This window comes from Henriciella marina DSM 19595, assembly GCF_000376805.1.
Taxonomy (GTDB): Bacteria; Pseudomonadota; Alphaproteobacteria; order Caulobacterales; family Hyphomonadaceae; genus Henriciella; species Henriciella marina.
This window is the reverse complement of sequence record NZ_AQXT01000002.1, coordinates 994,277-1,021,262: the sequence shown is the minus strand read 5'-3', so window position 1 is coordinate 1,021,262 and position 26,986 is coordinate 994,277. Positions and strand designations below refer to the sequence as shown.

Below are 26,986 nucleotides of genomic sequence, written 5' to 3'. Positions count from 1 at the left end.
AAGTGATTTCGAAAGATCACACGGGGGTAAGAACCGGTCGCAGGCAACCTACGGGGGGTCGGACGCGTTTTTACGTCTCATTGATAAGAGATCTGGAGGCGGGTTTGGCTGAAGAAAATGAGAAGCTGGTCAGTTCTGATCCGAAAAAGGAATTACATCCGACAGAGAAAGCCGAAGGCAAGGTCGAGCACTACAGACAGCTTGCCGAAACGATCGCTGCTGGCGGGCAAGTCGTTCCGCCGCGTTTCCTGACGGGCCATGCCCGGCGCATGCATGTGCGCTCTACATTGAGAGAAGACCACGCCGCGCGCATCGAGAACCGGTCGTCCGGGGCGGCCAACAAGTTTGACATCCTATCCCAAGACTATTTCAAATTCTTTCGCGGAACGGCGCTTCTGTTCTATCGCGACATGGTCGGTGAAGACAGCCAGATGCCAACCGTGATTGCGCTCGGCGATGTGCATCCGCAGAATTTCGGGATCATGCCAGACGAGAATGGCGCGCCGATCTTCGGCGTCAACGATTTCGACGAAACCATTTACGCGCCTTTCACCTGGGATATCAAACGCGGCGCCGTCGGTTTCTGGGTCGCGACCGAGATGGTTGCCGGCATGAAGCGCAGAAAGCGGCGCAACGTCGTGGCGAAATTCGTCAAAGGCTATCTCAACGCCATGCAGACCTATGCCAAATATGAGAATGAACAGCAGGACGCCTTCCGGCTCGACAATTCGCCGAAGGTCATCCAGCGGCTCTTCGAAGAGGCGTGGGAAGATCGCCGCGACTGGCTGCGTGAGGATTATCTGAAGCCCAGTGGGCGCGGCTTCAAGGCATCCGATGAACTGCAGCCCATGTCCAAGGAGAAAGACAAGTTCCAGAAAGCCATCAATGACCTTGCCAGATCCAAGGGTATCGACGTGCCGGATCGGGCCGGCGAACTCAAGGTCAAGGATGTGTGCGTCCGTCACGGTCAGGGTACCGCATCGCTGGGACTGCCGCGCTATTATGTGCTGATCGAGGGCCCCTCAAAGGACGCGAGCGACGACATCATCATCGAGTTCAAGCGCGCCCGCCAGTCTGCGCTTGAAGGTCTGACCCCGCCCGTGGATTTCAATGCCGGCGACAAGGCAGACCGCATCGCGCACGGGCAGCAGGTCCAGCTTGCGCATGGCGACATTTTCTACGGCGCTGTGGAGATCGATGGGGACAGCTTCATGAGCCGGGAACGGGCGCCGTTCCGCGATGATATCGACATGAATGACCTATCGACCAAGACCTGGAAGAAATACGCCAAGGTCTGCGGGGCAGCACTCGCGCAGGCTCATGCACGCTCAGATGATATCGGTCAGCTCGACTATGACGTCGAACCGGCCATCCTGCAGGCAGCACATCCGCGCAAGCTCTTCATTGATGACATGGTCGGTTACACCGAAGAGGCAGCCGACCGCCTGAAGCGCGATCACAAATTATTTGCCAAAGACCATGCTCGAGGCGCCTTCGAGAATATCGAACTGGTCTTCCGCTAGGACGCATGAAGCCCTTGCAAACAAAAAGGGCGGCAAGCTTTCGCTGCCGCCCTCTTCATTGAGCTTAGATGGATGTCACACGAGGCCTAGCGGCGCAGCGTGAACTCGACACCGACCAGACGGCCCTTCTTGAGCGGCGAGAATGTGCCGCCACCTGGAAGGGGCTGGTAAGGCGTCTGGACACCGTTCGACAGCGGACCTGGGAAAGGCAGCTGCGTGTCGTTACCGGCCTGGACATTGTCCAGGAGGTTGTCACCGAACACCGAGACAGTGAAGCCGTCATAAGGCGTTTCCCAGCTGATGTTGGCAGACAGCTGATGCGCATCCTGGATCCAGCCGAAGTTGCTGTCGGTGTAGGCAATGCGATCACGGAACTGGTAATTCGCGGTGGTGATAATGGCACCCGAGTCACCAAGGTCGATGTCATAGATTGCGCCAACGCCATAGGTGAGCGGTGGAACGCGCGGCAGGTCGAGCCGCTCGTCTAGACCGTTCACAACCGTATCGCCGGAGATGTCGAAACGGACATCGTCATACTCGGCATCGATCATGCCTGCATTGAAGTTCAGCAGGAAGTTGTCGGTGACCGCGACACGGCCTTCGATTTCGATGCCGGTGATGGTCGCATCGGCCGTGTTGAGGATGTTCTGAACGACGCCGGAAGGTCCAGCGGTGTTCACTTCACGCTGCATGTCGGAGATCTTGGTCAGGAAGGCTGCACCATTGAGCTGGATACGGCCGTCTTCGCTGCCTGACTTGAAGCCGATTTCGAAGGCGTCGACTTCTTCCTCGTCAAAGCCGGGCTCGCCGCCTGTTGCAGGCAGGATCTGACCGAGGAACACAGCAACGTCCGTGATGCGGAAGTTGTAGCCACCCGAACGGAAGCCTTTGGTGTAATAGCCATAGGTCTGGAAGTTGTCCGACCAGAAGTATTGCAGGCCAAGCTTCGGTGTCCAGTTGGACCACTCATCGCCGTCGGAGAAGCCGTTTGGCTCTTGCGCACCAATGGCACCCAGCAGCTGGTTGAAGCCGGTGGTTGGGCATGTACCTTCAGCGACCGAACACTCAAAGCGCGGACGGATAAAGGTGATGTCCGCGTCTTTTTCTTCTTTCGAATAACGCAGGCCGACGGTCGCGATCAGGTCAGGCGTGATCGAATAGTCGACGTTTGCGAAGGCGCCATAGACCGTGTGGTCCTGCGAACCGCCGCCGTAGAAGATCCACGGAATGCTCGCTGGAAGCGGGGCCGGACGCGTCGTTGGCAGGTTGCGGACCTCGGTGTAGTCGAGCGTCTGGTTGAAGTAGTAGAGGCCGGTCGTGAGATCCGTTTTGCCGAATGTGCCAGCATAGCGAAGCTCGTTGGAAACCTGCTCCTGAACGAACTCTGCTTCCGAATGGAACAGGGTGAACGGGGTTGCGTCAATGTCGCTGCCTGTGCTGAGCGAATCATACTCGCGATAGCCGAGGATATTGGTGATCCGGCCATTACCAAAGTCGACATCATAGTCGGCACGAATTGAACCGAAGATGGTTTCGGCATCGCCCGTGCCCGGGCTGTTGATGGAGAAATCAAAGCTGTCGCGGTCGAAGTAGGACCGGTTCTGGCCAGATGGGCCATCGACGCGGCTGTCGGTAAACTCACCCTTCGCAAGAACGGTCAGGCGGTCAGTTGCAAACCACTCGAGTGCGGCGCGATAGATCGCGACCTGGGCTTCGCCGTGATTGTCGCCATCGTTCAGATTTTTGAAATAGCCGGCATCGGTGTTGTAATAAGCGCCGAGCTTGCCGTTGAGAACGCCATCGATGAGCGGACCGGAAACGGTGCCCTGGACGGTGGAGTTGAGGCCGCCGCGATCATCGTCGATCGGGCCGTCAAAGGTTGCCTGTGCCTTGTAGCTGAACTCGTCAGTCGGGTTGCCGGTGTTGACCACCAGGGCGCCGCCGGTCGTGTTGCGACCGAAAAGCAGGCCTTGCGGGCCGCGAAGGACTTCAACGCTTTCGAGATCGAACAGGTCGACCACAACGCCACTGTTCACGCCGAGATAAACCCCGTCAATGAACACGCCGACTGCAGGGTCGATCGACGGAATGGAGGAGTTCACGCCAAGACCGCGGATGGCGAAGTTTGCCGTGCCGCGCGCAGTGCCAACGTCGTCGAGCGAAACGTTAGGTGTGGTGTAGGACAGGCTTTCCAGCGTCGTCACGTTGAGCGCGTCGAGCGTGTCAGCGTTAAAAGCCGTCACAGATACCGGCACGTCCTGGACGTCCTCGACATTCTGTTTTTTGGTCGCAGAAACGGTTACTTTCTGAAGAACGCGGTCAACGGCGGACTCGCGGTCGCTGTCGGATGCGTCCTGCGCCAGCGCAGGAAGTTGAGCGAAAATGGCTGCAGAAGCCACGCCAGCGAGGAGGAATTTGCTGCAATGCATTACGATGGGTCTCCCAAAAGACTTATTGTTCTTTCCAGATCGCCGAAATCCCAATAATTATTAGAGATCGCAGCGCAGCACCGCTTAGAATGAGCCGTGGCATAAGCTCAATGGGGCAACTCAGCGCTATGCAGAAATAGTTGGAAAGTGAGGATTTTGTGCATCACGCCCCATTTGGGCGAGGACCAGCGTTTGCATTGCAGCAATTCGGCTGCCGGTCACGCAATTGGTCGACCGCGTGGTTGGCTAACCTGACGGGAAGCTGGCTTTGCGCTTTTCGAGAAAGGCTGAATAGCCCTCCCGGAAATCTTCTCCGGCAGCGCCTTCAACCATGTGATGGAGCAGGTCTCCGTCCGGCACACCGGATCCGATTTCGCCAATCATCTTTTTCAGCGTGCGCACCGACCATCTTGAGTTGCCGGATATTTCATCCGCCATGGTCCGGGCAGCTGCCAGAGTCAGGCCTTCCTCGGCGATCTCGTCAACAAGGCCCATCTGTGCGGCCTCACCGCCTGTGAACCGGCGGGCGGTAAACAGCATACGCTTGGCCGCGGGTGCGCCGATTGTCTCTAACAGCCGCCTGAGGTCGGCGGGCGGATAGACGATACCAAGCTTGGCAGGCGGCAATCCAAACCGGGCTGAGGTAGACGCGATGCGCACGTCGCAGGCCACAGCCAGGGAGATTCCCGCGCCAAAACAGCTGCCCTCAATGGCAGCAATTACGGGCTTCCTGCATTTTATGATCGCATCCAGGGCTTCGGAGATAATCGCTGTCGTCTGCCGTGTCTTTTCTTCGCCGTCATAGATCGTCTCGAATTCCGAGATATCGACGCCGGCCGCGAAATGACCGCCTTCGCCTCCATGGATGATGAGGGCTTTCGCAGCCGTGTCCGCATCTACGGTGCGCACCAGAACCGGAAGCGCAGACCACATGGACATGCTGAGGGCGTTTCGCCTCTGAGGCGCGTTGATAACGATTTCTGCGCTACTGCCGGAGCCTGCCAGATATACGGGGCGTTTTTCTTTTGCGGACATTGGCCACGGGTTTCAGCTTCCACTGGTCCCGTCAAGCAGAGATCAGCGGCGGGCGTCTCGAGATCCACGGCCTTGCCTCTTCCAGCTCGTAGGCGAGCGCCAGAAGCAATCCGTCATCGCCGCGGCGGCCTGAGAACATGGACCCGATAGGCAGACCGCCCTCGGACCAGAAAAGCGGCACGCTCATGGAGGCTGCCCCGGACACGTTCATGTAGGGTGTGAAGGCAACATAATCGGTCACCGATTTCATCGTTTCCTCGAAGTCGCCGTCTGGAGCCTGCGCGCCAATTTTTGGCGGAAGTGTCGAGACGGTCGGTGTCAGCAGGACATCGAAATTTTCAAACCAGCCGTCATAGGTGGATGAAAAGGCCTGAAGGTCGGCAACAGTCTCCGCGAACTCACCCTCTCGCGCCGCAAAATAGGATGCGAGCCCCAGCGTCCAGGGCTCGACCAGCTCGCCGGAAGGCGGCTTGCCGGTATGGGCGGCTGCGTCCTGCATGAATTGGGCAGCGCCTGCCGCCCAGAACAGGATGAACTGGTCCTGGAATTTCTTGCCATCGATTGGCAGTTTCCAGTCGACCACCTCGTGGCCAAGCTCGCGGCAGAGCGTCGCTGTCTGCTCGATTGCGCTTCTTGTTTCCGCATCAAGTGCCGCCCCATTCTCTGGCTCCGGCGCAAAAGCGATCTTGAGCCGGCGCGTCGAGGGGCCAGTAATACGGCCGATGCGGGGCAGGTCGCTTTCTGCTTCGGCCATCGCAAACAGCGCGGCGCTGTCTCGGACGGTGCGCGTGACAGCATGATCGACACTCAGTTCAACCGGCGCGCCGCTGGACGCCGAGACAAGCGCCCCCCGTGAAGGTTTCAATCCAAAAAGACCGCAGCAGGCGGCAGGAATACGGATCGAGCCCCCGCCATCGCTTGCATGTGCGAAGGGAACGACGCGCGCTGAGGTAAGAGCCGCAGCCCCGCCTGATGATCCGCCCGGGGACCTCGAAAGGTCCCAGGGATTGCGTGTCGCGCCGGTGACAAGTGGCTCTGTCGATGAAGTGAGGCCCATCTCAGGCGTCGTGGATTTACCGATGGCCACCACACCAGCCTCGCGCCAACGGCCCGGCAGGACCGAATCGGACTCGGCGAGATTGCCGCGGAATGCGCGGCTGCCATACATGGTCGGCGCGCCTTTCCAGTTATCGAGATCCTTGATGGCAGTTGGAACGCCGCCAAACTCGCCTGCAGGGCTGGCCGCGGCGCGCGTGCGCGCAAGATCATAGGTCTTGGTCGCCAGGGCATTTATCTGCGGGTTTACCGCCTCCGCCCGTGCGATCGCAGCTTCGGTCAGCTGGATCGACGTTGTCTCGCCGCTCGCGATCTTCTGCGCCATTGCAACGCCGTCCAGATTATCAGATCCGGCTCCGGCGCGCATGACGGCTGCGGGGGCGCACGCATTGGCAAAGGGCAGCAGCGCCGCAAGCGAGGTCCCGGTCGCCAGAAGGCGCCGTCTGGTCATCATGGTCATCGATTTCCTCCCGTATCGGCCTCTGGCGGGCCATATGCATCCAAAGGTGCGACGGACTTGCTGAGAAGGCAAGCAGGGGATAGCCCGAAAGAGCGTTTCTATTCCTTATGCGTCAGGCCATGTCTCCATGCTCTCTGTCCTCGACCTTTTTCGTATCGGCCTCGGCCCCTCCAGCTCACACACGGTGGGCCCGATGCGGATCGCGCGGCGCTTTCTTCAGGAAGCTGACCGGGCAGGCAGGCTGGATGGCGCAACGCGTATAGAGGTCGCGCTTCAGGGCTCGCTTGCTCTGACAGGGGTGGGGCACGGCACAGACAAGGCGGTTATACTGGGCCTTGTGGGGATGCAGCCAGAGACGGCCGACCCGGTAGAGGCCGAAACCCGCTTCAGGCAGATCGTGCAGACAAAGACGATACAGCTCGACGGCGGTCCCGAGATTGCGCTCAATCCGCTCAAGGACCTCCAGTTCTGCACAGACATCGTCCCGGACCTGCATCCCAATGGCATGGTCCTGACGCTCCATGACGGGTCAGGTAAAGAGCCCTACAGCCGGGAGTATTACTCGACAGGCGGCGGCTTCATTGCCTCGCGAAAGCAACTTGAAAAGCCAGCTCAGGGTGACCTCGTCGAAAGCGCCCGCGGCGCACCGCACCCGTTCAGTTCAGCAGCCGAAATGATCGCGCTCTGCAAGGCGCATGGCTGGCGGGTCGATGAGCTCGTACTTCACAACGAAGATGCACGAAGAACGCGTGAGAAGACACAGAAACGACTGGATAAAATCGCCCAGACAATGATGGAGTGCATTCGCGCCGGACTGGGCACTGAAGGCACGCTTCCCGGCGGGCTTGACGTGAAACGCCGCGCGCCAGATCTCTATCGCCGTCTTGTCGATAATCCAGGCTCGAATGAGCGCGAGCAGCTGTTCGACTGGCTCAATGTCTATGCCATGGCCGTGAATGAAGAGAATGCCGCGGGCGGGCGTGTCGTCACATCGCCGACAAATGGCGCGGCCGGCGTCCTTCCGTCCGTCATGCGCCATTATTGCTGCGATGATGACAAGCTGAACCCCGACAAGGCGCGCCGTTTCCTGCTGACGGCCGGTGGCATCGGTCTTCTCTACAAGCAGCGCGCATCGATTTCCGGGGCCGAGATGGGCTGTCAGGGCGAGGTGGGCGTCGCCTGCTCGATGGCCGCTGGCGGGCTTGCTGCCGTATGGGGCGCCGACGCCGATACTGTCTGTGTCGCCGCCGAGATCGGCATGGAGCACAATCTTGGCCTCACCTGCGACCCTGTCGGCGGCCTCGTTCAGATCCCATGTATTGAGCGCAACGCCTTCGGGGCTGTAAAAGCGGCAAATGCGGCGCGGCTCGCCCTTCAGGGCACGGGCCAGCACAAGGTCAGCTTGGACCAGGTCATCGAGACGATGCGTCAGACCGGCAACGACATGTCGAACAAATACAAGGAAACCAGCACGGGCGGCCTCGCCGTCAATGTCATTGCGTGCTGACTTCCCCGCCGTCACCGATTGGTCGCGCTCCCCAATCATGGCAGGCTGACGCCATGGATGGATTACAGACAAAGACCCCGGCAAAGCCCGGCCTGATTTACCCCTTCGATGAGCAGACCCCGGAGCAGGGCGAGACCACGGAAATCATACGGGGGCTGCACTGGCTTCGAATGCGCCTGCCATTCGCGCTCGAATGGATCAATCTCTGGCTGATCGATGACGGCGAAAAAGGCTGGACGATCGTTGATACCGGTATGCCACTGCCAGAAACGAAAGACGCCTGGCGCAAGATTTTCGAGGAAAAGCTGGGCGGCCGACCCGTCTGGCGCGTGATCGTCACGCACATGCATCCAGATCATGTAGGCAATGCTGGCTGGCTGACGCGTAAATTCCCAGGCGCAGAGCTATGGATGAGCCAGCTGGAGTATATTTCCTGCCGCATGCTGGTCGCAGATACAGGCCGCGAGGCCCCCGCCGCGGGCATCGACTTTTATATCGCTGCAGGCTGGACCGCTGAACAGATCGACACCTATCGCAGCCGCTTCGGGCGTTTCGGTAAGGGCGTCAGCCAGATGCCGGATGCCTATCGCAGGCTCGGCAGCGGAGAGACGATCAGGCTGGGCGGACGCGACTGGCAGATCGTCATGGGCAATGGGCACTCCCCCGAGCATGCCTGCCTCTATTGTGAAGCCGAGAATGTCATGATTTCCGGCGACCAGCTTCTGCCGCGTATCTCCTCCAACGTGTCGGTCCATCCAACCGAGCCGAAGGCAAATCCGCTGAAGGACTGGCTGGATAGCTGCGCGCGGCTGAAGGAAGCCGTCGCTGACGATGTTCTGGTGCTTCCAGCGCACAATACGCCGTTTCGCGGGGCGCATAAGCGTCTCGATCATCTGGTGCGCGGCCATGATGTTGGGCTGCGGCGTCTCGCTCAGCGTCTGGGAGAAGGACCACGCCGTGTCGTTGACACGTTTCCAGCTCTGTTCGGCCGGAAGATCGGCGACGACTCTCTCTCCCTCGCAACAGGTGAGGCAATTGCGCATCTCAACTATCTGATTGCCGAAGGCCACGCCGTGGTTGAGCGAGATAGCGATGGTGTGGACTGGTATCGAGGCGTTTGAGCCTGCACGCGGCGGTGTCGCAACAGCCGCGAATGAATCGCAGGCGCGGGCCATCATCTACTTGACCAGAGCGGCGCGGACGCTCAAAGCCTTGGCTGACCGCATCCCTTAAGGGTCCGGCCAAACAGTGTTTTACAGCTGGACGCCCTGCGCCCGCTGCAAGGAATCAGTATCGGCCTGACATGAGCAACTCGTCGGAAATCGCTGAATCTTCGCCCGAGGAAAATCGGACGTTGAAGGAGAAAGTGCTCCACGAGCTCAGGGAATGGGCCGTTACGCTGCTCATCTTCATCCCGGCTTTCTATATCTTCTCATTCCTTATCTACGAACAGCGCGTTATCCCGTCCGAAAGCATGGTGCCAAACCTTCAGGTTGGCGACCGTGTGGCGGTCAACAAGTTCGCATATGGCTATAGCCGCTACAGCCTGCCCTGGGGTGCCTGGCGCCTCATCCCCGATGGCGAGGGACGGGTGTTTGGCAGCAAGCCAGAGCGCGGCGATGTCGCTGTCTTCATGCATCCCCACACCGACCGGGTGATGATCAAAAGGATCATCGGTCTACCGGGTGACCTCGTGCAGATGATCAATGAGCAGCTGTTCCTGAATGGAGAGCCGATCGAGCGCGACTTCATCAGGCGGATCTCCTACACCCCGCACGACTTCCGGGGCCGGGAGACGGCCCGCGAATATCGCGAGACCATCGGGGATAAGTCCTGGCTGACCCATCAGTGGCAGCAGGGCCCAAGCCAGATCCGAAGCCTCGACAGCACGCCCGTCTTTGAAGTGCCCGAAGGCCACTACCTCTTCATTGGCGACAACCGGGACAATTCAGAAGACGGCCGTTCCGTGACGGGTCACTGCCCGACAGACTCCGAGGGCGTCATCGATGAGACAGGCTGCGAATTGCCGCCGGGAGTCTCCTCGGTGCGGGCATCCGTCGGCTACGTTCCGGCTGAAAATCTCATCGGGCGTGCGGACACGGTTCTGCTCTCCACCTATTCCTGTTCGAGCGCAAATGCAGACCCGTGCATGAAGAAACGCCTCTGGAGAGGTCTCTAGACCCTTTCCCCAGAGGCGCGAATTCTGACGTGATATTTGCAAAATCCTAATCCAGTCCTGCGTAAGAGACTGGGATGGAAAAGTTGAAATTTCGCCTCCTTCGCATTGAAAACGTTCCAGAAGATATCTGGGCCGAATTCCATGCGTTGCGTGATGCGAGAGCGATCTACGACGACCCCTTCTTTGATCCGGAATATGCAAGGCTCGTTGCCGGGGTGCGCCCCGATGCACGTCTTGGACTGGCGTTTCAGGGGGACGCGCTTGTCGGGGCCTGGCCGCTCCATCGACGGCCGGGGGCCTGGGCGCGTCCGATCGGCGGGCCCTTCTCGGACTGGCACGGGCCGGTGCTTTCAGGCGACACAGATCTGGCCGCCTGCGATTTCCTGCGCGGCCTCGGCCTCCTCGGGATGTCCAGCTTTGGCTGGTTGCCCCAGGATGCCGAAAGCCTGACCCGGCTGACCATGGCGGGTGCGAACATGTCAGATGTGAGCGCCGGGTGGGACACCTTCCTGGAGAATCAGGGGAGCCGCTGGCCGAAACATTTCAAGAAAATGCGCAGGCTCGCTCGCAATATGGAGCGCGATTTTTCCGAAGTCGAATTCTGCTTCGATGACCCGAGCGACGACACGTTCAGCAGGCTGATCCACCTGAAACGGGAGCAATTCCACCGGACCGGCCGCCACGATGTGCTGGCTTCCGAATGGGCGCACCAGCTTCTTGATGGGCTTCGCCACCAGAAAAGCGACAGATTCCGCTTGCGGCTCGTCAGTCTTCACCTTGATGGCAAGCACGCCGCAAGCGAACTCGTTCTGCTGTCTGACAAGGTCTTTCACGGCTGGATCACAGCCTATGAGGCTGAGTTCAATCAGTACTCGCCTGGCAATTTCGTTGTGCAATTCATGCTGGAAGCCATGGCCGGCAGGGACGGCGCGAAGGTCTATGATGCCGGTCCCGGGCTCGATCATTACAAGCGGCATTATTCGAACTTCCAGCTCCCGATCGGGTCTGGTGTGGTACGCAGCAAGCCGTTCGCCATGCGGCCAGATCGCCTGCTGGGGCAGGCATGGCGCACGGGCGAGCAAAACTTGAATACCCGCTTGGCCGACGTCATGAAGTCGTCCAGGCGAAGGCTCGACCAGGTCTGCATCAGCGAGATCAGACCGATGGGCCGATTGGTCGGTATCGGGAAATCCTTCCGGAAGGCGGCAGCAGCACTGGAGCTTGCCGATAGCGACGCGTCCAGCTAAGCGCTTCAGCGGTTGAGGGAGCGCCGCGAGTCGTGAAAGGCTTGTGCGTGCTCGAAGTTGCTAGGGCGGAAGATCAATGCAGACCGGCAAACCCGAAACGGGAAAATCGGTGCGCGGCCCGATTGTAGTCTCGCGTCATGGACGCCCCGCGCTCGACAGGGCGGCAGGGCCGCGGCTCGACTGGAAAGAATACCGCGACTGGTGGGACCGCTATGAGGCAGGCAGCCTCGCGCCAGACCAGCCCGTGCCTGAAAACCTCAAAGCTGCGGTCGCCGACGCCGACATCGTGCTCAGCTCGACAGCGCCGCGTGCCATTGAGACCGCCCGCCTAGCCACCGGCAAGGAGCCGGACACCTATCCTGTCTTTGTCGAAGCGCCGCTGCCGCCGCCGCGGTTTCGCAACCGCAAATACCTGCCGAAGACCTGGAATGTCATTGCGCGGACCGTCTGGCTCTATGGCCATAGCCTTGATGGCGAGAGCAACCGGCAGGCACGCGAACGTGCGCAGCAAGCTGCACAGCATCTTCATGAGGCCTCAGCAGATGGCAAAGTCTACCTGGCCGCACATGGCTGGTTCAACCGGATGCTACGCCCTGCCATGGCGCGGATTGGCTGGGTCTGCGTGCGTGATGGGGGCGACAAGTACTGGAGCTACCGCATTTATGAATATCGCGGGAAATCTTGAAAACGGCCCATTGTGATGCAGCGGTGAGCTGCTTAGGGTACCCACTTTACCTCTGACGCGGAGCAACTCTGATGGTCGATCAGACAGCCCAGGATATTGAGAAAATGAGCTTTGAGCAGTCGCTCAAGGAGCTGGAGGACATTGTCCGCCGGCTTGAGGGCGGCGAGGTCGAGCTTGAAAAGTCCATCGAAATCTATGAGCGTGGGGCGAAGCTCAAATCGCATTGCGAAGCGCGCCTGAAAGCGGCTGAACTCAAGATCGAGCAGATCGTCCAGGGCCCGGACGGCAAACCTGCAACCGAGAGCGCCAGCTTCGAGTAAGGATCCTGCCATGGAGTTTGAGACGCGTCTGACCGAGGTCGCAGACAAGGTAACGGTCGCGCTGGATCAACTCATTCCGCCGGCGCAGGGTCCTGAGGCGGACCTCATGCGCGCCATGCGACACGCCGCGCTCGCCAATGGCAAGCGGATGCGGCCTTTCTACGTCATCGAGACCGGCCAGCTGTTCGATGCCGATCAGAAAGCACTGCTTCGCACAGCAGCGGCACTCGAATGTGTGCACACCTATTCGCTCGTTCATGACGACCTGCCATGCATGGATGACGATGATCTTCGCCGGGGCCAGCCAACGGTTCACAAGGCTTTCAATGAAGCCACGGCGGTGCTGGCCGGGGACGCGCTCCTCACACTTGCCTTCAAGATCCTCGCCAGCGACGAGACCCATCGAGATCCTGCAGTCCGGCTCCGCCTGATCGAGCGACTTGCAGACGCATCCGGCGCCAATGGAATGGTCGGCGGACAGATGATCGATATGCTTCAGGAAGTAAGCCCGCGCGATCTCAACACGATTACCCGCATGCAACGGCTGAAAACCGGCGCGCTCATCTCGTACTCGGTCGAAGCGGGGGCCATCATAGGCGGTGCAAGCAATAATGCCCGCCACGCGCTCGCAGGATTTGCGCAGGACCTGGGCCTTGCCTACCAGATCGCTGACGATCTCCTCGATGCGACAGGCGATCAGACGGTCGTCGGAAAAACGCTACGCAGCGATGCCAATGCTGGAAAAGCGAATTTCGTAACCATTCTTGGCATAGAAGGGGCGCGGGAACGCATCCAGCTTCTTGCAGCTCAGGCCCGGCAGCATCTCGATTTTTTTCACGAACGCGCCAATATCCTGCTGCAATCGGTTGATTATGTTCTTGATAGGACACGTTAGGGTTTATACCGACCCTGAGAAAAGATGTCCGCAGAAAGGACCGGCAGAATGACTTTGCCAGCGAAGACACGACTTCTTGATGCGATCAATTCGCCTGCTGATCTGAAATCGCATTCACGCGAGGAATTGAGGCAGATTGCGGATGAAGTCCGCACGGAAGTTATCGACGCCGTTTCGGTTACCGGCGGCCATCTCGGGGCAGGTCTCGGCGTCGTCGAACTGACTGTCGCCATTCATGCGGTTTTCGATACACCAGACGACAAGCTGATCTTCGACGTCGGCCACCAGTGCTATCCCCACAAGATCCTGACAGGCCGCAAGGACCGCATTCGCACGCTGCGCCAGGGCGGGGGGCTTTCCGGTTTCACCAAGCGCGACGAAAGCGAGTACGATCCGTTTGGCGCTGCCCATGCCTCAACCTCGATCTCCGCGGGCCTCGGTTTCGCCAAGGCGCGGGACCTCATGCAGAAAGACAACAAGGTCGTCTGCGTCATCGGTGACGGCGCCATGTCCGCCGGCATGGCCTATGAGGCGATGAACAATGCCGGGTCCGACCTCAGCAATATGCTGGTCATCCTGAACGACAACGACATGTCCATCGCCCCGCCGGTTGGCGCGATGAGCCATTATCTTTCCAAACTGGTGTCCTCGCGCTCCTATCGGGGCCTGCGCAAATTCGCCAAATCCATCGCCAAGCCCATCGGCCTCGAAAGCCAGGCCCGCAAGGCTGAAGAATACCTTCGCGGGTTCGCCATGGGTGGCACGCTGTTCGAGGAGCTGGGCTTCTATTATGTCGGCCCGATCGATGGCCATGACCTCGAAGTCCTTCTGCCAGTGCTCGAGAACTGCAAGGCCATGCAGACCGGCCCCGTCCTGCTCCATGTCGTGACGCAGAAGGGCAAGGGCTACGATCCTGCGGAAAACTCCGCCGACAAGTATCACGGCGTTGCCAAGTTCAACGTCGTCACAGGTGAACAGCAAAAATCCGCTGCTGGCCCGCCAGCCTTCACCAAGGTTTTTGCCAAGGCGCTGATCGAAGAGGCGCGCAATGATGAGCGTATCGTCGGCATCACTGCGGCCATGCCGGGTGGCACAGGCATGGACCTCTTTGAACAGGAATTTCCTGAGCGCATGTTCGATGTCGGCATCGCCGAACAGCATGCGGTGACGTTCGCTGCCGGTATGGCCGCCGACGGCATGAAGCCTTTCGCGGCGATCTATTCGACCTTCCTTCAGCGCGGCTACGATCAGGTCGTCCACGATGTCGCGATCCAGCGCCTGCCTGTCCGTTTCGCGATCGATCGTGCAGGTCTCGTTGGCGCAGACGGCCCGACCCATGCCGGTAGTTTTGACATTGGCTATCTCGGCGCTTTGCCGGGCTTTGTCTGCATGGCCGCTGCCGATGAGGCAGAGCTGGTGAACATGGTGCGCACAGCTGTCGAGATTGATGACCGTCCGAGCGCGTTCCGCTATCCGCGCGGATCAGGCATTGGTCTCGAACTCCCGAAGACACCGACCGCGCTGGAGATCGGCAAGGGCCGGGTCATGCGCGAGGGCTCCACCATCGCCATCCTTTCCTACGGTGCACGCCTGCAGGAGGCTATGAAGGCCGCGGAGATGCTTGCCGCTCAGGGTCTTTCCTGCACCGTCGCCGACGCGCGGTTCGCCAAGCCTCTGGACGAAGACCTCGTCAATCGGCTTGCGCGCGATCATGAGGTGTTGCTGACCGTGGAAGAGGGCGCGCGCGGCGGGTTTGGATCTTTCGTGCTTCAACATCTTGCTGAAACGAATGCTTTCGACCGCGGCCTCAAGGTTCGTACGCTCCACCTGCCAGACACATTTCAGGATCAGGACAAGCCTGACCTCATGTACGCCGCAGCCGGCCTTGATGCGCGCAGCATCGCATCCCGCGCAATCGATGCGCTGGGGCGTGGTGACATGCGCGAAATCGACCGCCTTGCGCGCGCCTGACCGACACAAGTTTGCCTAAGTTTTCTGTAAGTGCGTATCGCGTAGCATTCGGTGCGGGTTAGGCTTTCACCGACCCTTCTGTTCATGAGGAAGACAATGAGATCATTACTGATTGCCGCGATTGGCGCTGCTGCCCTGCTGACGGCCTGCGAAACCGTGCCTGAACAGGTGAATATGGACCCGGCCTCGTTTCAGTCTGCCGTCTCCGACGCGAATTCCGCCTGGCACCCTTATGCGTCGGTCCAGAAACTGACGCAGATCCTCAATACTCAAACTCTGTCTCCGGCGCAGCGCGCACGGGTACAATATGAGCGCGGACGCATCCGCACGGAAAGCGCTATTGAGCTTCCTGATGCAATTCAGGATTTGCGTGCGGCGAGTTCGATCAATGCCACGCCAGCCGATGGCGACGCGGCTCCGGTGGCCGCGAGCATACCTGATACGGCCCCCCTTATACGCATCGCAGAGGCAAAGCTGAACGCAGCGCGAGGCCGCCTGAACGGTCTTCAGACCCTGCCGGAATGGTTCGACGACAAAGTCGCGACCTCGGCCGTTGCGGAGGCCGCTGAACGGTTCCGCAAATCAGGTCTTGCCCCCGACCCGTTCGATGCGGGCCTGCTTGAGGCGGGCGGTTATCTCTGCCGCAGCTCTTCAGCCGGTCGCGGCGAATGGAACTATGGAGAGAATATCAGTCATCTCTCCGATCTCGACTGGTGCACGACCACGGAAACTTCGTAATTCGATTCCGTTTTCCGCGCAGGGTCTGCTAGATCTGGATTCGAACCTCGTATCCCTAGCAGCTCTCCCGGAGTCCCCGTTATGCGCAACCTGATTATCAGCCTCGCGGGCCTTGGCCTGATTGGTGCCTGCACGTCGACCGGAGGATCCGGGACCAGCGCGAGCAGAGCGACCGCAGAACAGAATAATTATGAGCTTGCGATGGGGACCGTTTCTGCCCTGGAGCGGGCTGGCAATGAACAGACCGCCATCGATCGCCTGACCCAGCTTCTTGGCGATCCAGCGCTCACAGATGCGCAAAAGGCTGAGATACTCTATTCGCGCGCAATGCTTCGCTATGGTGTCGGAAATGATCTCGAAGGGGCCATTGACGACGCTGAGGAAATCGCCGCCAGCCATCCAGGCAGCGAAGTCGCTGCTGATGCTGCAGCGCTTCTCGCGAACGCCGAAACCGAACGCAACGCCATGGTCGTGCGTCTTGAAGAAAGCGGTCTCAGCCCGATGGAGCGGTTCGAGATTCTGTTTGAGCTTGGCCGCCATGAAGAAGCAGGCGACATCATGATGGCAAGCGCCCTTCAGCCCGGCAATGAGTATGTCCTCGACATGTTCCAGATCGGCTATCTCTGTAGCGCGGAAGACCTGTCCGGGCCGACCTATTCGCTTGTTGAACCAGACGGCACCCAGCGGCAGGTTCGCTTCTGCAACGTCGCCGGTTAGGCAGAAACGCGCTTTTCGTTAAACCACACTCTTTCAAGAGTGTTGCGCTCATGATTGAGTGCGAAAAACCTAATATGTGACAGGGAGAAACGTCATGGCAGCAGATGACGCAACAGCATGGCCGGCACTATCCATCGAGCAAGCCAACGAGATGCTCGCTCAGCCAGGGACCCCGCTCGCCGTTGCCGAGGGTGAGATCAACGGCATTCACATGCGCTATTATCCCGAAGCTCCGGCGACGCTCCGCATCCTTGTCGAGGCTTCCCAGCTACATGGCGACCGCACATTCCTCGTCTTTGAGAATGAGCGCGTTACTTTCGCTGCGCACTGGCGCGCCGTCAGTCACTTTGCCCACGTTCTGAAAGATGAATTCGGCGTCCAGAAGGGCGACCGGGTCGCCATCGTCATGCGCAACTATCCGCAATGGTCGGTGGCCTTCTTTGCGGCCCTCAGCATCGGCGCGATCGCAACGCCGATGAATTCCTGGTGGACCGGCGAAGAGCTTGAATACGGCCTGCAGAATTCCGGCGTGAAGGTCGCGATTGTCGACCCGCAAATCTATGAGCGCGTCCGCGAGCACCTTGGCGGACTTGCTGACCTCGAAGCCGTCATCATCGCGCGCGAAACCGAAGAAGAGCGCAACAATCCGCGCGTCCATAATTTCGAGAGCTTCATCGGCGAACCGGGCGACTGGGCCGCGCTTGAGAATAAGGGCCTGCCGGACATCGAGCTTGGCCCCGAAGACGATGCGACAATCATGTATACGTCGGGCACCACAGGCAAGCCGAAGGGCGCGCTCGCAACGCACCGCGCTGTCATCTCGAACTTCCTCAATTCCATGACGTGCCAGGCGCGGATGTTCCTGCGCCGCGGCGAGCAACCACCAGAGCCGGACCCGGAAGAGCAGCGCGCGACGCTCCTGTCCATTCCGTTCTTCCACGCGACAGGGTCGTTCGCCGTGCTCATCCCGACGCTGCTGCGCGGGGACAAGATTGTCAGCATGTACAAATGGGATGCCGGCAAGGCACTTCCGATCATCGAGGCGGAGAAGATCTCTGCCATCGGCGGGGTACCTGCCATTGCCTGGCAGGTCCTCGAACACCCCGACCGCGACAAGTATGATCTCTCATCCATCCTCGCCGTCTCCTATGGCGGCGCGCCATCAGCGCCAGAGCTCGTCGCGACAATCAAGAAGCGCTTTCCAGAGGCGCAGCCCGGCAATGGCTGGGGCATGACCGAAACCTGCGCGACGGCGACGCTCAATATTGGCGAGGACTATGTGCACCGCCCGAAAAGCGCCGGTGCGCCGCCAAAAGCGGTTGAGCTGAAAATCGTCAATCCGGAAGGCGAAATCCTCCCGGCTGGCGAGGTCGGTGAGCTCTGGTGCAAGAGCCCGTCAAACTGCAAGGGCTACTGGAACCGGCCGGACGCGACGGCTGAGACATTCAAGGATGGCTGGGTCGTCACCGGTGACCTTGCCCGTATCGACGAAGAAGGCTTCCTCTTCCTCGTTGACCGCGCCAAGGACATGCTGATCCGCGGCGGCGAGAACATCTACTGTATCGAGGTTGAGAACGCCCTCTACGATCATCCAGCGGTCATGGACGCGTCGGTCGTTGGCATCCCGCACAAGGTGCTCGGTGAGGAAGTTGGCGCTGTCGTCCAGTTGAAGCCAGGCAAGTCGGTCACGCAGGATGAGCTCCGCGCCCACGTCGCCAGCCAGATCGCTGCATTCAAGGTGCCGGTCGAAATCCGCTTCCAGGATGAGCCGCTGCCGCGCAACGCCAATGGCAAAATCCTGAAACCGGCCCTGCGTGAGCAGTTCAAGCCGCGCAGCTAGGACAAGGAGCCTTCCATGACGACACGCAGGATCGGGGATGCAGACGTATACCCCATCGGGCTCGGCTGCATGAACCTCAGCCATGCCTACGGCCCGCCGACACCCCCTGATGAGGCAGCCAAGCTGCTTAACAGCGCGCTCGATCAGGGCTGCAACTTTCTCGATACCGCCACCATTTATGGGGCCGGCGAGAATGAGAAGCTGATCGCCAGCAGCATCGGTGAGCGGCGCAGCGAGTATTTCCTCGCCAGCAAATGCGTTCTCGCGGTCAAGGACGGCAAGCGCGTTCTGGACGCCCGTCCGGAGGCGATCAAGGCAGCGTGTGATGCCAGCCTCCAGCGGCTGAACACCGACGTCATCGATCTCTATTACATGCACCGGCCGGACCCGAACGTGCCCATCGAAGACTCTGTCGGCGCGCTGTCTGATCTGGTGGATGCGGGCAAGATCCGCTTTATCGGCCTCAGCGAGATGGGCGCTGGGCTCATCAAGCGCGCGCAGGCGGTTCACCCGATCGCTGCGCTCCAGACCGAGTATTCGCTCTGGGTGCGCAATCCTGAGATCGCGGTGCTCGATCTCTGCCGCGAGCTCGATATTGCTTTCGTCGCCTTCTCGCCTGTCGGGCGCGGCTTTCTTGCTGACCCCCCTTACGATCCGACGGATATGAAGGAAGGCGACATGCGGCGCCTCTTTCCGCGCTTCTCGCAAGAGCACTATCCAGGTAATCTGAAACTGCTCGAAGGCGCCCGCAACATCGCGAACGAGGCTGGCTGCACCGTTGCCCAACTTGCGCTCGCCTGGCTGCTCGCCAAGGGCGATCATGTGATCCCCATTCCGGGCACGACGAGCATGTCCCATCTGAAGGACGACATCGAGGCCGGAAAGATTGAGCTATCCAGTGCCCTCGTGGAGCGGCTGGACGCACATTTTACGCCAGAAGCGGCGGTCGGCCCGCGTTACGCCCGCATGATGCAGGCCACCGTTGATACCGAACAGTTCGACTTCGAACAGGGTGAGACGTAAGCTACATGGCCGAAGACCAGGACGATATCGGCGCGAGCGGAAAATCGGTCGCCTTGGAAAACCGCAATACCGGGGAAGACGGTCGGCGCTACTCTCCTTCGGCGGCGAGAAACCGCGATGCGATTGCTGACGTTCTCGCCGCGCATATGCCGGTGGACGGACACATTCTGGAGATCGCCTCGGGCACCGGCGAGCATGGCGCCGCCTTTACAGACCGGTTTGAAAGTCTGCACTGGACCTATTCCGATCTCGACGAGATCAGTCTGTCGAGCCAGACCGCATGGGTCGATCATACTGACCGCGGCGGGCGGCTCGGCGGCCCGCTTCGTCTGGATGCATCAAAGTCCCATTGGGGCGAGGCAGAGTCTCTTGCAGACCTCAACGGCATCTTCTGCGCGAACATGATTCACATTGCGCCTTTCGAGGCGGCGGAGGGACTGATAGCCGGGGCAGGGCGTCTTTTGCCGCCGGGTGGCAAGCTCTTCATCTATGGCCCGTTCGCCCGGGATGGCGCGATCGCAGACTCGAATGCGCGTTTTGACAGCGACTTGAAGCGCCGCGATGAAAGCTGGGGTGTGCGCGATCTTGATCGAGAGGTCGTCCCGTTGGCGCAGTCGGCAGGGCTGACGCTTCACAAGGTCATCGAGATGCCAGCCAACAATCTGAGCGTCATCTTTCAGAAGGCATGAGGATCTAGAGCCAGCGCACCCGTCTGAACAGGACGAGCAGCGCCCCGACGAGCACCGTCATGCCAACACAGAGCGCCGCAAAGCCGATCGGACTTTGCGCCCCCGGCATGCCGCCAAGATTGACGCCAAACAGCCCTGTCACGAAACCAAGCGGCAGGAACACCGCCGATATGATGGCAAGCACGAAGAGGCGCTGGTTCATCCGCTCCGCACGCTCCTCAAGAACCTGTTCCTGCAGGACGAGTGAGCGTTCACGAATCGAATCGAGCTCTTCGCCGATCCGTGTCACCCGGTCTCCGACTTCACGAAGGTGCAGGATATCGCTCTGCGACAGCAGGTCCGCGCCGTCCCGGCCGAGATGGCTGAGCGCTTCTCGCTGCGGGATGATGTAGCGCCGCAGGGCGAGAACTTTCCGCCTGAAATTGGCGAGCGCCGACTTTGGCAAGCTCACACCGGGCTGAAGCAATTGATCCTCGAAATCATCAGCCTGCCCATCGAGGTCTGACACAACCGGCTCAATTCCTTCGGTCAGTTTCGCGGCGATATAGGTAATGATCGCCCCGGTAGACGTCGGCACATCGCCTGCCATGATCTGGTCGCGCAGGTCCTGCGCCGCGCGGATGTGAAACGCCCGAAGCGACACAACCACGCCCGTGGTCATCCACATCCGGATGGCGATCATGTCTTCGGGCTCTGACCCCTCATTGAGGTTCACGCCGCGCAAATTGATCAGCAAGCCGGTGCCATGGCGGATGCAGCGTGGGCGCGTATCTTCCTGCAGCAGGGCAGTGTCGATGACCGTGCTGATGCCGCTTTTTTCGGTCAGCCATGTTCTGACCTCTGCGGACAAGCGGTTAAGATGCAACCAGCGATAAACCTCCGGCCGCTCGGCCTCACCGGACTTTACATCGTCCCAGCTAAGGCGCCTGACATTACCATCTGTGTCGAACTCAAAACCAAAGATCAGGGGGGTGGCGTGCGCCTCACTCATCGCCTCTGCGATCCCATTGCCACATAGCCAAGCGCCTCGATCCAGACGATGGCATCCTCGCCGACGCCTTCATCGCGCAGAAAACTCGAAAACGCCGGCATAAAGTCCTGCGACCGGCTGCACTGGGCGACCGCATCATTGAGTTCCGGCAGGACGATCCGGTCGAAGTCCCGGGCGAGATCGGTGAAATCATCCGCAAGCGTCGCCAGCTGGATCATCAAGAGAGGCCCAGGGTTTTCAATGTCGCCCGATACCCGCCGCAAGGCCTGGATCGTGTCCATGTTCGAAGAGGCGAACCTCTCCAGAACCTGGTCGGTTTTCCACTCCACCCATTCGGGCGTGCAGGGTTCAGGTTGCGTGACACAAGCTGACAGAGCGGCGGCTGCGACAGCGAAACCGGCGATACGGGCGAATAACGTGTTGATTTCATATGCCAGACATACCGCATAGGCAGGTCACGCAAAGCTGAAATGTGTGACCTCGCCCTCGGTTCGCGTGGTCACCTTGGCGCCCACGGGGCTTTCGTCCTGACGAAGCCTGTCGAGCGCGGCGGGGTCCGCAATCGCGAGAAAGCGCTTGCCCTCATTGGTTCGCCCAAGGATGACGCCATGCTGTGGGCCTTCGCGTCCGTGCACGACCGTATACGTCTCGACCGTGCCGCCACTTGGCTCTGGATCAAGCTCGACCTGCTCGGTGGGTTTCGCTGACGGTTCGACCGGCTTGAACGCATCAGGCCGCGTGGTCGACCAGACGCCCACCGCCTCCTTGGTCATCCATCCGCCATTCGCGAGAACAAGGCCGAAGGACCCGGCCTCTTCGCGCAGCTTGTGCGCCATTTCGGCAAGTCCGTGCATGGAGTAATTATTTCCCGGTCCACCAAAGAAGGGTAGCCCGCCTGTCAGCGTCAGAGGTCGTTCATCCGTAAACGGATCGATGTTCATCGCCGCCGTGGATGAGAATACTGCGCACGGAAAACAGGAATAGAGATCAAAATGCGCGATACCGCCGGATGTGCGTCCGGCCTGATCAAGCGCCCGTGAAATCGCCGTCTCCATCGCCCATGACCCATCGAGTTTTGGGCGCAGCGTGAGGAGGTCGTCGCTCGCTTCCCCGGCCCCGTGCAGATAAACGCGCTTTTCCCTGGCAACACCGAGTTCCTCTGCCTTCTCCTCCGACATCATCAGGACGGCGGCGCCCTGGTTCACCGCATCCTGCGCGATATGCCACTTGAGGAAAGGGTCGGCGAACTCATAGTTCTCCGGCGACGGTGTGGACAGAAATTCCTCCGAGCGCTCGACAGGAAACTGCGAGTACTCATTGTTGGCGGCGACGTCTGAGAAAGGGTGAAACAGCTTCGCCATGGCTTCGCGCTGGCCCGACCGGCTGCGCCCTTCGCGGGCCGCAATGGCGTTCTCGAACAGGGCGTAAAAGAAAGCCGGCGCCACAAGGCCATGTTTGATCTCGGCGCGTGACAGCATTTCGCCGCCAAGGCCGCGATCCTCATAATCGGCATCGCTGCTGTCTGCCCAGTTGATCTCGACCTTGTTCTTCAGCGCCCCCTTGGAGGCGCGATTGGCTTCAGAACCAGTGATCAGCGCGACGTCGATCTCGCCTGCATGGATACGGTTCGCCATTTCCCCTGCGAGTGCCTGCGGGCTCTGTCCGCCAACGTCCGAATAAATCAGCCGCTCTGGCGACGCGCCGATATCGCGCGCCAGCGTGCCCGGCAGGTTGGTATTGTGACCATGTGGGTGTTTCGCCCCGCGCACCGAGTCTTCGAAGATGCGGACAAAGGTCAATGTGTCGATGGCGGACGCCTCGATCCCCGCGTCATTGATGGCGGTCTTCGAGGCCGTCACTGCGAGGCTGAGCGGTGATGGTGCGCCGTCAGGGCCCGAGGTCCCGTCCCATTCGCTCATCGATTGCCCGACGCCGACCAGAACCGGCATTGACCCTTTAGCCATCACTTCATCTCCTCAAAACTTGAGACCGCACTGTCTGGTGTCTCCCGGTCGCTTGCAAGCCATGACGTTGCGCCAAAATGCGCAGGAACCAGCAGCGCGTTCGCAGGTTTTCACCTTCATGCCATTTACACTCTCACGCGAAGATATGGACCCGGCCGATGCCGGGCTTATTTATGTCTGCAGCTCCGAGCCGGGCTGGACCCGCCGGTCCCATGGCAAGGGCTTCACCTATCTGGATGAAGACGGCGAGACGCTGACGGGTGAGAGGAGAGCGCGCGCAGAGGCGCTCGTCCTGCCGCCTGCCTGGACCGATGTCTGGATATGCAAGCTCCCCAAGGGCCATCTTCAGGCGACCGGCAAAGATGAGGCGGGCCGCACCCAGTATCGCTATCACGAGACGTGGAGGACCCACTGCGAGCAGGTGAAGTTCTCCGACATGCTGTCCTTTGGCAGGGCCCTGCCGCGCATCAGGAAGTGCGTGAAAGCGGTTCTGGATGATCCAGAAGACCATGTCGAACTTGCCACGGCTGCCATTGTCCGCCTGCTCGACAAGGGCGCAATCCGCATCGGGTCAGAGCGCCATGCAAAGAACGGAACGTTCGGCGCTGCGACCCTCTACAAGCGACACGTTCGCCAAACCGACGAGGACACGTTGCGCCTGAGGTTCAAGGGCAAGGGCGGCAAGGAACAGGAGGTGTCCATCTGCGACGAAAGCCTCGCCCACGCCGTTGGTGAGCTCCAGTGCCTGCCCGGCCAATCATTGTTCGACACACCCGACGGGCATGTCGGCTCAAGGCAGGTGAACCGGTTCATCCGCTGGGCAGGGGACGGAGCGTTTACCGCCAAGGATTTCCGGACATGGGGCGGCTCAGTTGCGGCCGTCGAAGCGCTTCACAAAGGCGCCGATAGCATCAAGGCCATCTCCGAAGCGGCAGCCGAACGCCTCGGTAACACGCCGACCATCGCGCGCAATTCCTACATCCATCCCAGACTGGTCGAGATGGCACGCAATGGCGAGAAGCCTGAGCGCGAGGCCGGCCCTGTCCGCCTGCGCAAGAATGAGCGGCGGCTATTTGCCGTGCTTGAGGACGCCGTCATCGACTAGCGATCAGGCCTTTTTCACGAAATCCGTCTTGAGGCCCATCTGGCCAACGCCGTCGATCTTGCAGTCGATGTCGTGGTCGCCGTCGACGAGGCGGATATTCTTCACCTTCGTGCCGACCTTCACCACGGAGGATGAGCCCTTCACCTTCAGATCCTTGATGACGGTGACCGTATCGCCATCGTGCAGCTCTACGCCATTGGCATCGCGCCAGACCTTCAGGTCCGGATCAAGTGACGGGTCTGCTGGCCATTCATGCGCGCACTCGGGACAGATCAGCAGCGCGCCGTCTTCATATGTGAAAGCCGAATTGCATTGCGGACAGGCTGGAAGCTCGCTCAATTGACGAGCTTTGCGGCTGTCTTCTCATACACCTCATCACGCTCGACGCCCGGCGCCAGCTCGATAATCTCGAGGCCGCCATCGACGACATCGAAGACACCAAGATCGGTGATGATGCGGTCCACCACGGCCTTGCCAGTCAGCGGCAGCGTGCATTCCTTGATCAGTTTGGGATCGCCGGACTTTGACGTGTGATCGGTGATGACGACGATGCGCTTTACGCCGGCGACAAGGTCCATCGCCCCGCCCATGCCTTTGACCAGCTTGCCAGGGATCATCCAGTTGGCAAGGTCGCCAGTCTCTGCGACTTCCATTGCGCCGAGGATTGCCATGTTGATCTTGCCGCCGCGGATCATCGCAAAGCTCATCGAGCTATCGAAGAAAGCGGTATGCGGCAGCTCGGTAATGGTCTGTTTGCCAGCATTGATCAGGTCGGCGTCTTCTTCGCCTTCGTAAGGGAAGGGGCCCATGCCCAGCATGCCGTTTTCAGACTGAAGGGTCACCGAAACACCGTCCGGAATATAGTTTGCGACCAGCGTCGGAATGCCGATGCCGAGATTGACATACATCCCGTCTTCCAGCTCCTGCGCGGCGCGCTTGGCCATGTCATCACGTGTCCAGGGCATCAGACTTCCTCCCCTGTCGCCGCAGTGTTCGTCTCAGTACGCTGCCGGACCGTGCGTTGCTCGATGCGTTTTTCGAACTCGCCCTGTACCAGCCGGTGCACGAAGACACCCGGCAAGTGAATATGGTTGGGATCAAGCTCACCGGGCTCAACGATCTCCTCGACTTCCATGACGCAGATCTTGCCGCACATGGCGGCTGGCTCATTGAAGTTGCGGGCCGTCTTGCGGAAGATGGCGTTGCCCGTCGTGTCGGCTTTCCAGGCTTTCACGATGGCGAGATCCGCGAAGATGCCTTCTTCGAGAATGTAGTTCTCGCCGTGGAATTCCTTCACTTCCTTGCCGTCGCCGATCTGCGTGCCATAGCCGGTCTTGGTATAGAAGCCGGCAATCCCGGCGCCGCCAGCGCGCATCCGTTCAGCCAGCGTGCCTTGCGGGTTGAACTCCAGCTCCAGCTCTCCGCCGAGATACTGGCGCATGAATTCCTTGTTCTCGCCGACATAGGACGAGCCCATTTTCTTCACCTGCTTGCTCTCCAGCAAAACACCGAGACCGAAGCCGTCGACGCCTGCATTGTTGGAGTAGATGGTGAGGCCCTTCGTGCCCGCATCGCGAATGGCGGCGATGGAAAGCTCCGGAATCCCGCAGAGGCCAAAGCCCCCCGCAGCGATCGTCATGCCGTCGAATAGCACGCCATCAAGGGCGGCTGCGGCGCTGTCGTAAATCTTGCTCATGGGTCAGATGCTTACGCCCGGGACAGGGGGCTTTCAAGGGACAGTTCACGTCACGAAAGGTGAACAGTTTCGCTCACGCTTCTGGGGGACGAAAACTGGTTTTTCTGTTGCGGATAGGCGGCGCTCAATTCAGGGTAGCGTGACACTCTGACCCTTGGAGGTGCCGTATGATACGCGGACTCATTCTTTCGACAGTCCTTTTGGCCGGCCCGGCGGGCCTTTTTAATGAGGCTTCGGCGCAGGAGGCAAACAATCGTTCACTCTTGCTTGCAGAGCGGAACTTCCTCTGCACCAAGACCGGTTCGGTCACGATCGACACGGGCTTCACCACCGAAGTTACGGTCGATAATACGACCAACATCTATCATGGCGGAAATGCCAAGGAGATATTTGTCGTGGATGAGCCGGGAGGCCCGGGATCCGTTCCAGAGGTCGCAGAGGCTGGCGACCTTCGGTCATATCTCGCAAAGACGCGCCGTCTCTCAAAGACGCTTCCGCTCATCAGTGCAGGTGGCGGGTCTGTGCTCGCCTACAAAGCTTGGGGCCCAGGCCCTGGCGGCAGCGTCACCGTGGTGCATACTCATGAAGACGGGAGCGTAACCTACCGCGACAGGATGGACTTCGGCGGCGGTTCTGGACGCTTCGTCGCCTCCGACCACTATGGCGAGTGTGTTCCCATCAGATCGGAAAGTGAGTTGCCGGAAACGATGGCTATGAAAGAGGGGCTCTCGGGAGACGCAGCAGAGAAATTTATCGACGAATTTGAAGCCGAGATAGACGCGCTGGCAAAACAACAGCAGCGCGAAGAAAGCGATAACGCAGACATGCAGCAATAATAGCCGCGTCCCGAATGTGACCCATAAAAAAGCCCGGCGCTTTGGCACCGGGCTTTCCATTATTGCGTCTGGTGAGACGT

25 protein-coding genes are annotated in these 26,986 nt (G+C 60.0%); 16 read left to right on the top strand and 9 right to left on the bottom strand.

Translation table 11 applies throughout. The features are described from left to right. Nucleotides 1-104: 104 nt before the first annotated feature. A complete protein-coding gene (locus tag F550_RS0105105; protein WP_018147451.1) occupies nt 105-1,523 on the top strand; it encodes a DUF2252 domain-containing protein in 1,419 nt (472 codons plus the stop codon). Between the two features lie 86 nt (nt 1,524-1,609). On the opposite strand, the gene F550_RS0105100 is transcribed toward F550_RS0105105, so the two are convergent. From F550_RS0105100 to F550_RS0105090, 3 genes are all read right to left on the bottom strand, one after another. Continuing rightward, complete coding sequence (locus F550_RS0105100) at nt 1,610-3,952, bottom strand: TonB-dependent receptor (RefSeq protein WP_018147450.1); 2,343 nt, start codon at nt 3,950-3,952, stop codon at nt 1,610-1,612. Nucleotides 3,953-4,198: 246 nt separating this feature from the next. Next, a complete protein-coding gene (locus F550_RS0105095) occupies nt 4,199-4,987 on the bottom strand; it encodes an enoyl-CoA hydratase/isomerase family protein (RefSeq protein WP_018147449.1) in 789 nt (262 codons plus the stop codon). A 31-nt stretch (nt 4,988-5,018) separates the two neighbouring features. After that, entirely contained in the window at nt 5,019-6,503 is a 1,485-nt protein-coding gene (locus F550_RS0105090) for an amidase (RefSeq protein WP_018147448.1), read from the bottom strand. Nucleotides 6,504-6,630: 127 nt separating this feature from the next. Between F550_RS0105090 and F550_RS0105085 the strand changes: the two genes are divergently transcribed. The 13 genes from F550_RS0105085 to F550_RS0105015 all read left to right on the top strand — a co-directional run bounded on the left by F550_RS0105085 (nt 6,631) and on the right by F550_RS0105015 (nt 20,314). After that, entirely contained in the window at nt 6,631-8,010 is a 1,380-nt protein-coding gene (locus F550_RS0105085; protein ID WP_018147447.1) for an L-serine ammonia-lyase, read from the top strand. 53 nt (nt 8,011-8,063) lie between these two features. After that, nucleotides 8,064-9,131 (top strand): MBL fold metallo-hydrolase, encoded by a 1,068-nt coding sequence (locus F550_RS0105080; protein WP_018147446.1) that lies wholly within the window; start codon nt 8,064-8,066, stop codon nt 9,129-9,131. 233 nt (nt 9,132-9,364) lie between these two features. Continuing rightward, nucleotides 9,365-10,189, top strand: a complete 825-nt coding sequence (gene lepB / locus F550_RS0105070; RefSeq protein ID WP_233348994.1) for a signal peptidase I — start codon at nt 9,365-9,367, stop codon at nt 10,187-10,189. A 74-nt stretch (nt 10,190-10,263) separates the two neighbouring features. Beyond that, nucleotides 10,264-11,436 carry a GNAT family N-acetyltransferase gene (locus F550_RS0105065; RefSeq protein WP_018147443.1) on the top strand — a complete coding sequence of 391 codons (1,173 nt, stop codon included), beginning with the start codon at nt 10,264-10,266 and terminating at the stop codon, nt 11,434-11,436. 76 nt (nt 11,437-11,512) lie between these two features. Continuing rightward, nucleotides 11,513-12,121 carry a histidine phosphatase family protein gene (locus tag F550_RS0105060; protein WP_018147442.1) on the top strand — a complete coding sequence of 203 codons (609 nt, stop codon included), beginning with the start codon at nt 11,513-11,515 and terminating at the stop codon, nt 12,119-12,121. Nucleotides 12,122-12,192: 71 nt separating this feature from the next. Further along, the gene (locus F550_RS0105055) at nt 12,193-12,441 is read left to right on the top strand and encodes an exodeoxyribonuclease VII small subunit (protein WP_018147441.1); all 249 of its coding nucleotides are present in this window, start codon (nt 12,193-12,195) and stop codon (nt 12,439-12,441) included. Nucleotides 12,442-12,451: 10 nt separating this feature from the next. Continuing rightward, entirely contained in the window at nt 12,452-13,336 is an 885-nt protein-coding gene (locus F550_RS0105050) for a polyprenyl synthetase family protein (RefSeq protein ID WP_018147440.1), read from the top strand. 54 nt (nt 13,337-13,390) lie between these two features. Further along, nucleotides 13,391-15,307 carry a 1-deoxy-D-xylulose-5-phosphate synthase gene (gene dxs, locus F550_RS0105045; protein WP_026180581.1) on the top strand — a complete coding sequence of 639 codons (1,917 nt, stop codon included), beginning with the start codon at nt 13,391-13,393 and terminating at the stop codon, nt 15,305-15,307. A 96-nt stretch (nt 15,308-15,403) separates the two neighbouring features. Next, nucleotides 15,404-16,045 (top strand): hypothetical protein, encoded by a 642-nt coding sequence (locus F550_RS0105040; protein ID WP_018147438.1) that lies wholly within the window; start codon nt 15,404-15,406, stop codon nt 16,043-16,045. 81 nt (nt 16,046-16,126) lie between these two features. Continuing rightward, nucleotides 16,127-16,762, top strand: a complete 636-nt coding sequence (locus F550_RS18425) for a hypothetical protein (protein ID WP_018147437.1) — start codon at nt 16,127-16,129, stop codon at nt 16,760-16,762. A gap of 94 nt (nt 16,763-16,856) precedes the next feature. Continuing rightward, entirely contained in the window at nt 16,857-18,602 is a 1,746-nt protein-coding gene (locus tag F550_RS0105025) for a class I adenylate-forming enzyme family protein (protein WP_018147436.1), read from the top strand. Nucleotides 18,603-18,617: 15 nt separating this feature from the next. Then, the gene (locus F550_RS0105020) at nt 18,618-19,625 is read left to right on the top strand and encodes an aldo/keto reductase (protein ID WP_018147435.1); all 1,008 of its coding nucleotides are present in this window, start codon (nt 18,618-18,620) and stop codon (nt 19,623-19,625) included. Nucleotides 19,626-19,630: 5 nt separating this feature from the next. Beyond that, nucleotides 19,631-20,314 carry a DUF938 domain-containing protein gene (locus F550_RS0105015; RefSeq protein WP_018147434.1) on the top strand — a complete coding sequence of 228 codons (684 nt, stop codon included), beginning with the start codon at nt 19,631-19,633 and terminating at the stop codon, nt 20,312-20,314. A gap of 4 nt (nt 20,315-20,318) precedes the next feature. Here F550_RS0105015 and F550_RS0105010 read toward each other — a convergent pair whose 3' ends face one another. The 3 genes from F550_RS0105010 to F550_RS0105000 all read right to left on the bottom strand — a co-directional run bounded on the left by F550_RS0105010 (nt 20,319) and on the right by F550_RS0105000 (nt 23,269). Further along, complete coding sequence (locus F550_RS0105010) at nt 20,319-21,305, bottom strand: zinc transporter ZntB (protein ID WP_018147433.1); 987 nt, start codon at nt 21,303-21,305, stop codon at nt 20,319-20,321. Further along, nucleotides 21,302-21,634, bottom strand: coding sequence for a hypothetical protein (locus tag F550_RS0105005; protein WP_169332245.1), 333 nt, complete (start codon nt 21,632-21,634; stop codon nt 21,302-21,304). Before F550_RS0105005 ends, F550_RS0105010 begins: the two co-directional genes overlap by 4 nt. 126 nt (nt 21,635-21,760) lie before the next feature. Further along, on the bottom strand, nt 21,761-23,269 hold the full coding sequence (locus F550_RS0105000; RefSeq protein WP_026180579.1) for an acetyl-CoA acetyltransferase: 1,509 nt from the start codon (nt 23,267-23,269) through the stop codon (nt 21,761-21,763). A 118-nt stretch (nt 23,270-23,387) separates the two neighbouring features. On the opposite strand from F550_RS0105000, the gene F550_RS0104995 reads away from it, so the two are divergent. Beyond that, nucleotides 23,388-24,374, top strand: a complete 987-nt coding sequence (locus F550_RS0104995; RefSeq protein ID WP_169332244.1) for a DNA topoisomerase IB — start codon at nt 23,388-23,390, stop codon at nt 24,372-24,374. Nucleotides 24,375-24,377: 3 nt separating this feature from the next. On the opposite strand, the gene F550_RS0104990 is transcribed toward F550_RS0104995, so the two are convergent. The 3 genes from F550_RS0104990 to F550_RS0104980 are packed head-to-tail and all read right to left on the bottom strand — an operon-like array spanning nt 24,378 to nt 26,070. After that, nucleotides 24,378-24,713: a zinc ribbon domain-containing protein YjdM gene (locus F550_RS0104990; protein ID WP_018147429.1), complete on the bottom strand. Its 336-nt coding sequence runs from the start codon at nt 24,711-24,713 to the stop codon at nt 24,378-24,380. Beyond that, nucleotides 24,710-25,339, bottom strand: coding sequence for a CoA transferase subunit B (locus F550_RS0104985; protein WP_018147428.1), 630 nt, complete (start codon nt 25,337-25,339; stop codon nt 24,710-24,712). Before F550_RS0104985 ends, F550_RS0104990 begins: the two co-directional genes overlap by 4 nt. After that, complete coding sequence (locus F550_RS0104980; protein ID WP_018147427.1) at nt 25,339-26,070, bottom strand: CoA transferase subunit A; 732 nt, start codon at nt 26,068-26,070, stop codon at nt 25,339-25,341. Before F550_RS0104980 ends, F550_RS0104985 begins: the two co-directional genes overlap by 1 nt. Before the next feature lie 167 nt (nt 26,071-26,237). Between F550_RS0104980 and F550_RS0104975 the strand changes: the two genes are divergently transcribed. Then, entirely contained in the window at nt 26,238-26,906 is a 669-nt protein-coding gene (locus F550_RS0104975; protein WP_018147426.1) for a hypothetical protein, read from the top strand. Nucleotides 26,907-26,986: the final 80 nt, after the last annotated feature.

Coding starts and splice junctions, on each gene's coding strand:
- F550_RS0105100 (WP_018147450.1), bottom strand. CDS start 3,952: ATGCATTGCAGCAAATTCCTCCTCGCTGGCGTGGCTTCTGCAGCCATT.
- F550_RS0105095 (WP_018147449.1), bottom strand. CDS start 4,987: ATGTCCGCAAAAGAAAAACGCCCCGTATATCTGGCAGGCTCCGGCAGT.
- F550_RS0105090 (WP_018147448.1), bottom strand. CDS start 6,503: ATGACCATGATGACCAGACGGCGCCTTCTGGCGACCGGGACCTCGCTT.
- F550_RS0105085 (WP_018147447.1), top strand. CDS start 6,631: ATGCTCTCTGTCCTCGACCTTTTTCGTATCGGCCTCGGCCCCTCCAGC.
- F550_RS0105080 (WP_018147446.1), top strand. CDS start 8,064: ATGGATGGATTACAGACAAAGACCCCGGCAAAGCCCGGCCTGATTTAC.
- F550_RS0105065 (WP_018147443.1), top strand. CDS start 10,264: ATGGAAAAGTTGAAATTTCGCCTCCTTCGCATTGAAAACGTTCCAGAA.
- F550_RS0105060 (WP_018147442.1), top strand. CDS start 11,513: ATGCAGACCGGCAAACCCGAAACGGGAAAATCGGTGCGCGGCCCGATT.
- F550_RS0105055 (WP_018147441.1), top strand. CDS start 12,193: ATGGTCGATCAGACAGCCCAGGATATTGAGAAAATGAGCTTTGAGCAG.
- F550_RS0105050 (WP_018147440.1), top strand. CDS start 12,452: ATGGAGTTTGAGACGCGTCTGACCGAGGTCGCAGACAAGGTAACGGTC.
- F550_RS0105040 (WP_018147438.1), top strand. CDS start 15,404: ATGAGATCATTACTGATTGCCGCGATTGGCGCTGCTGCCCTGCTGACG.
- F550_RS18425 (WP_018147437.1), top strand. CDS start 16,127: ATGCGCAACCTGATTATCAGCCTCGCGGGCCTTGGCCTGATTGGTGCC.
- F550_RS0105025 (WP_018147436.1), top strand. CDS start 16,857: ATGGCAGCAGATGACGCAACAGCATGGCCGGCACTATCCATCGAGCAA.
- F550_RS0105020 (WP_018147435.1), top strand. CDS start 18,618: ATGACGACACGCAGGATCGGGGATGCAGACGTATACCCCATCGGGCTC.
- F550_RS0105015 (WP_018147434.1), top strand. CDS start 19,631: ATGGCCGAAGACCAGGACGATATCGGCGCGAGCGGAAAATCGGTCGCC.
- F550_RS0105010 (WP_018147433.1), bottom strand. CDS start 21,305: ATGAGTGAGGCGCACGCCACCCCCCTGATCTTTGGTTTTGAGTTCGAC.
- F550_RS0105000 (WP_026180579.1), bottom strand. CDS start 23,269: ATGGCTAAAGGGTCAATGCCGGTTCTGGTCGGCGTCGGGCAATCGATG.
- F550_RS0104995 (WP_169332244.1), top strand. CDS start 23,388: ATGCCATTTACACTCTCACGCGAAGATATGGACCCGGCCGATGCCGGG.
- F550_RS0104985 (WP_018147428.1), bottom strand. CDS start 25,339: ATGCCCTGGACACGTGATGACATGGCCAAGCGCGCCGCGCAGGAGCTG.
- F550_RS0104980 (WP_018147427.1), bottom strand. CDS start 26,070: ATGAGCAAGATTTACGACAGCGCCGCAGCCGCCCTTGATGGCGTGCTA.
- F550_RS0104975 (WP_018147426.1), top strand. CDS start 26,238: ATGATACGCGGACTCATTCTTTCGACAGTCCTTTTGGCCGGCCCGGCG.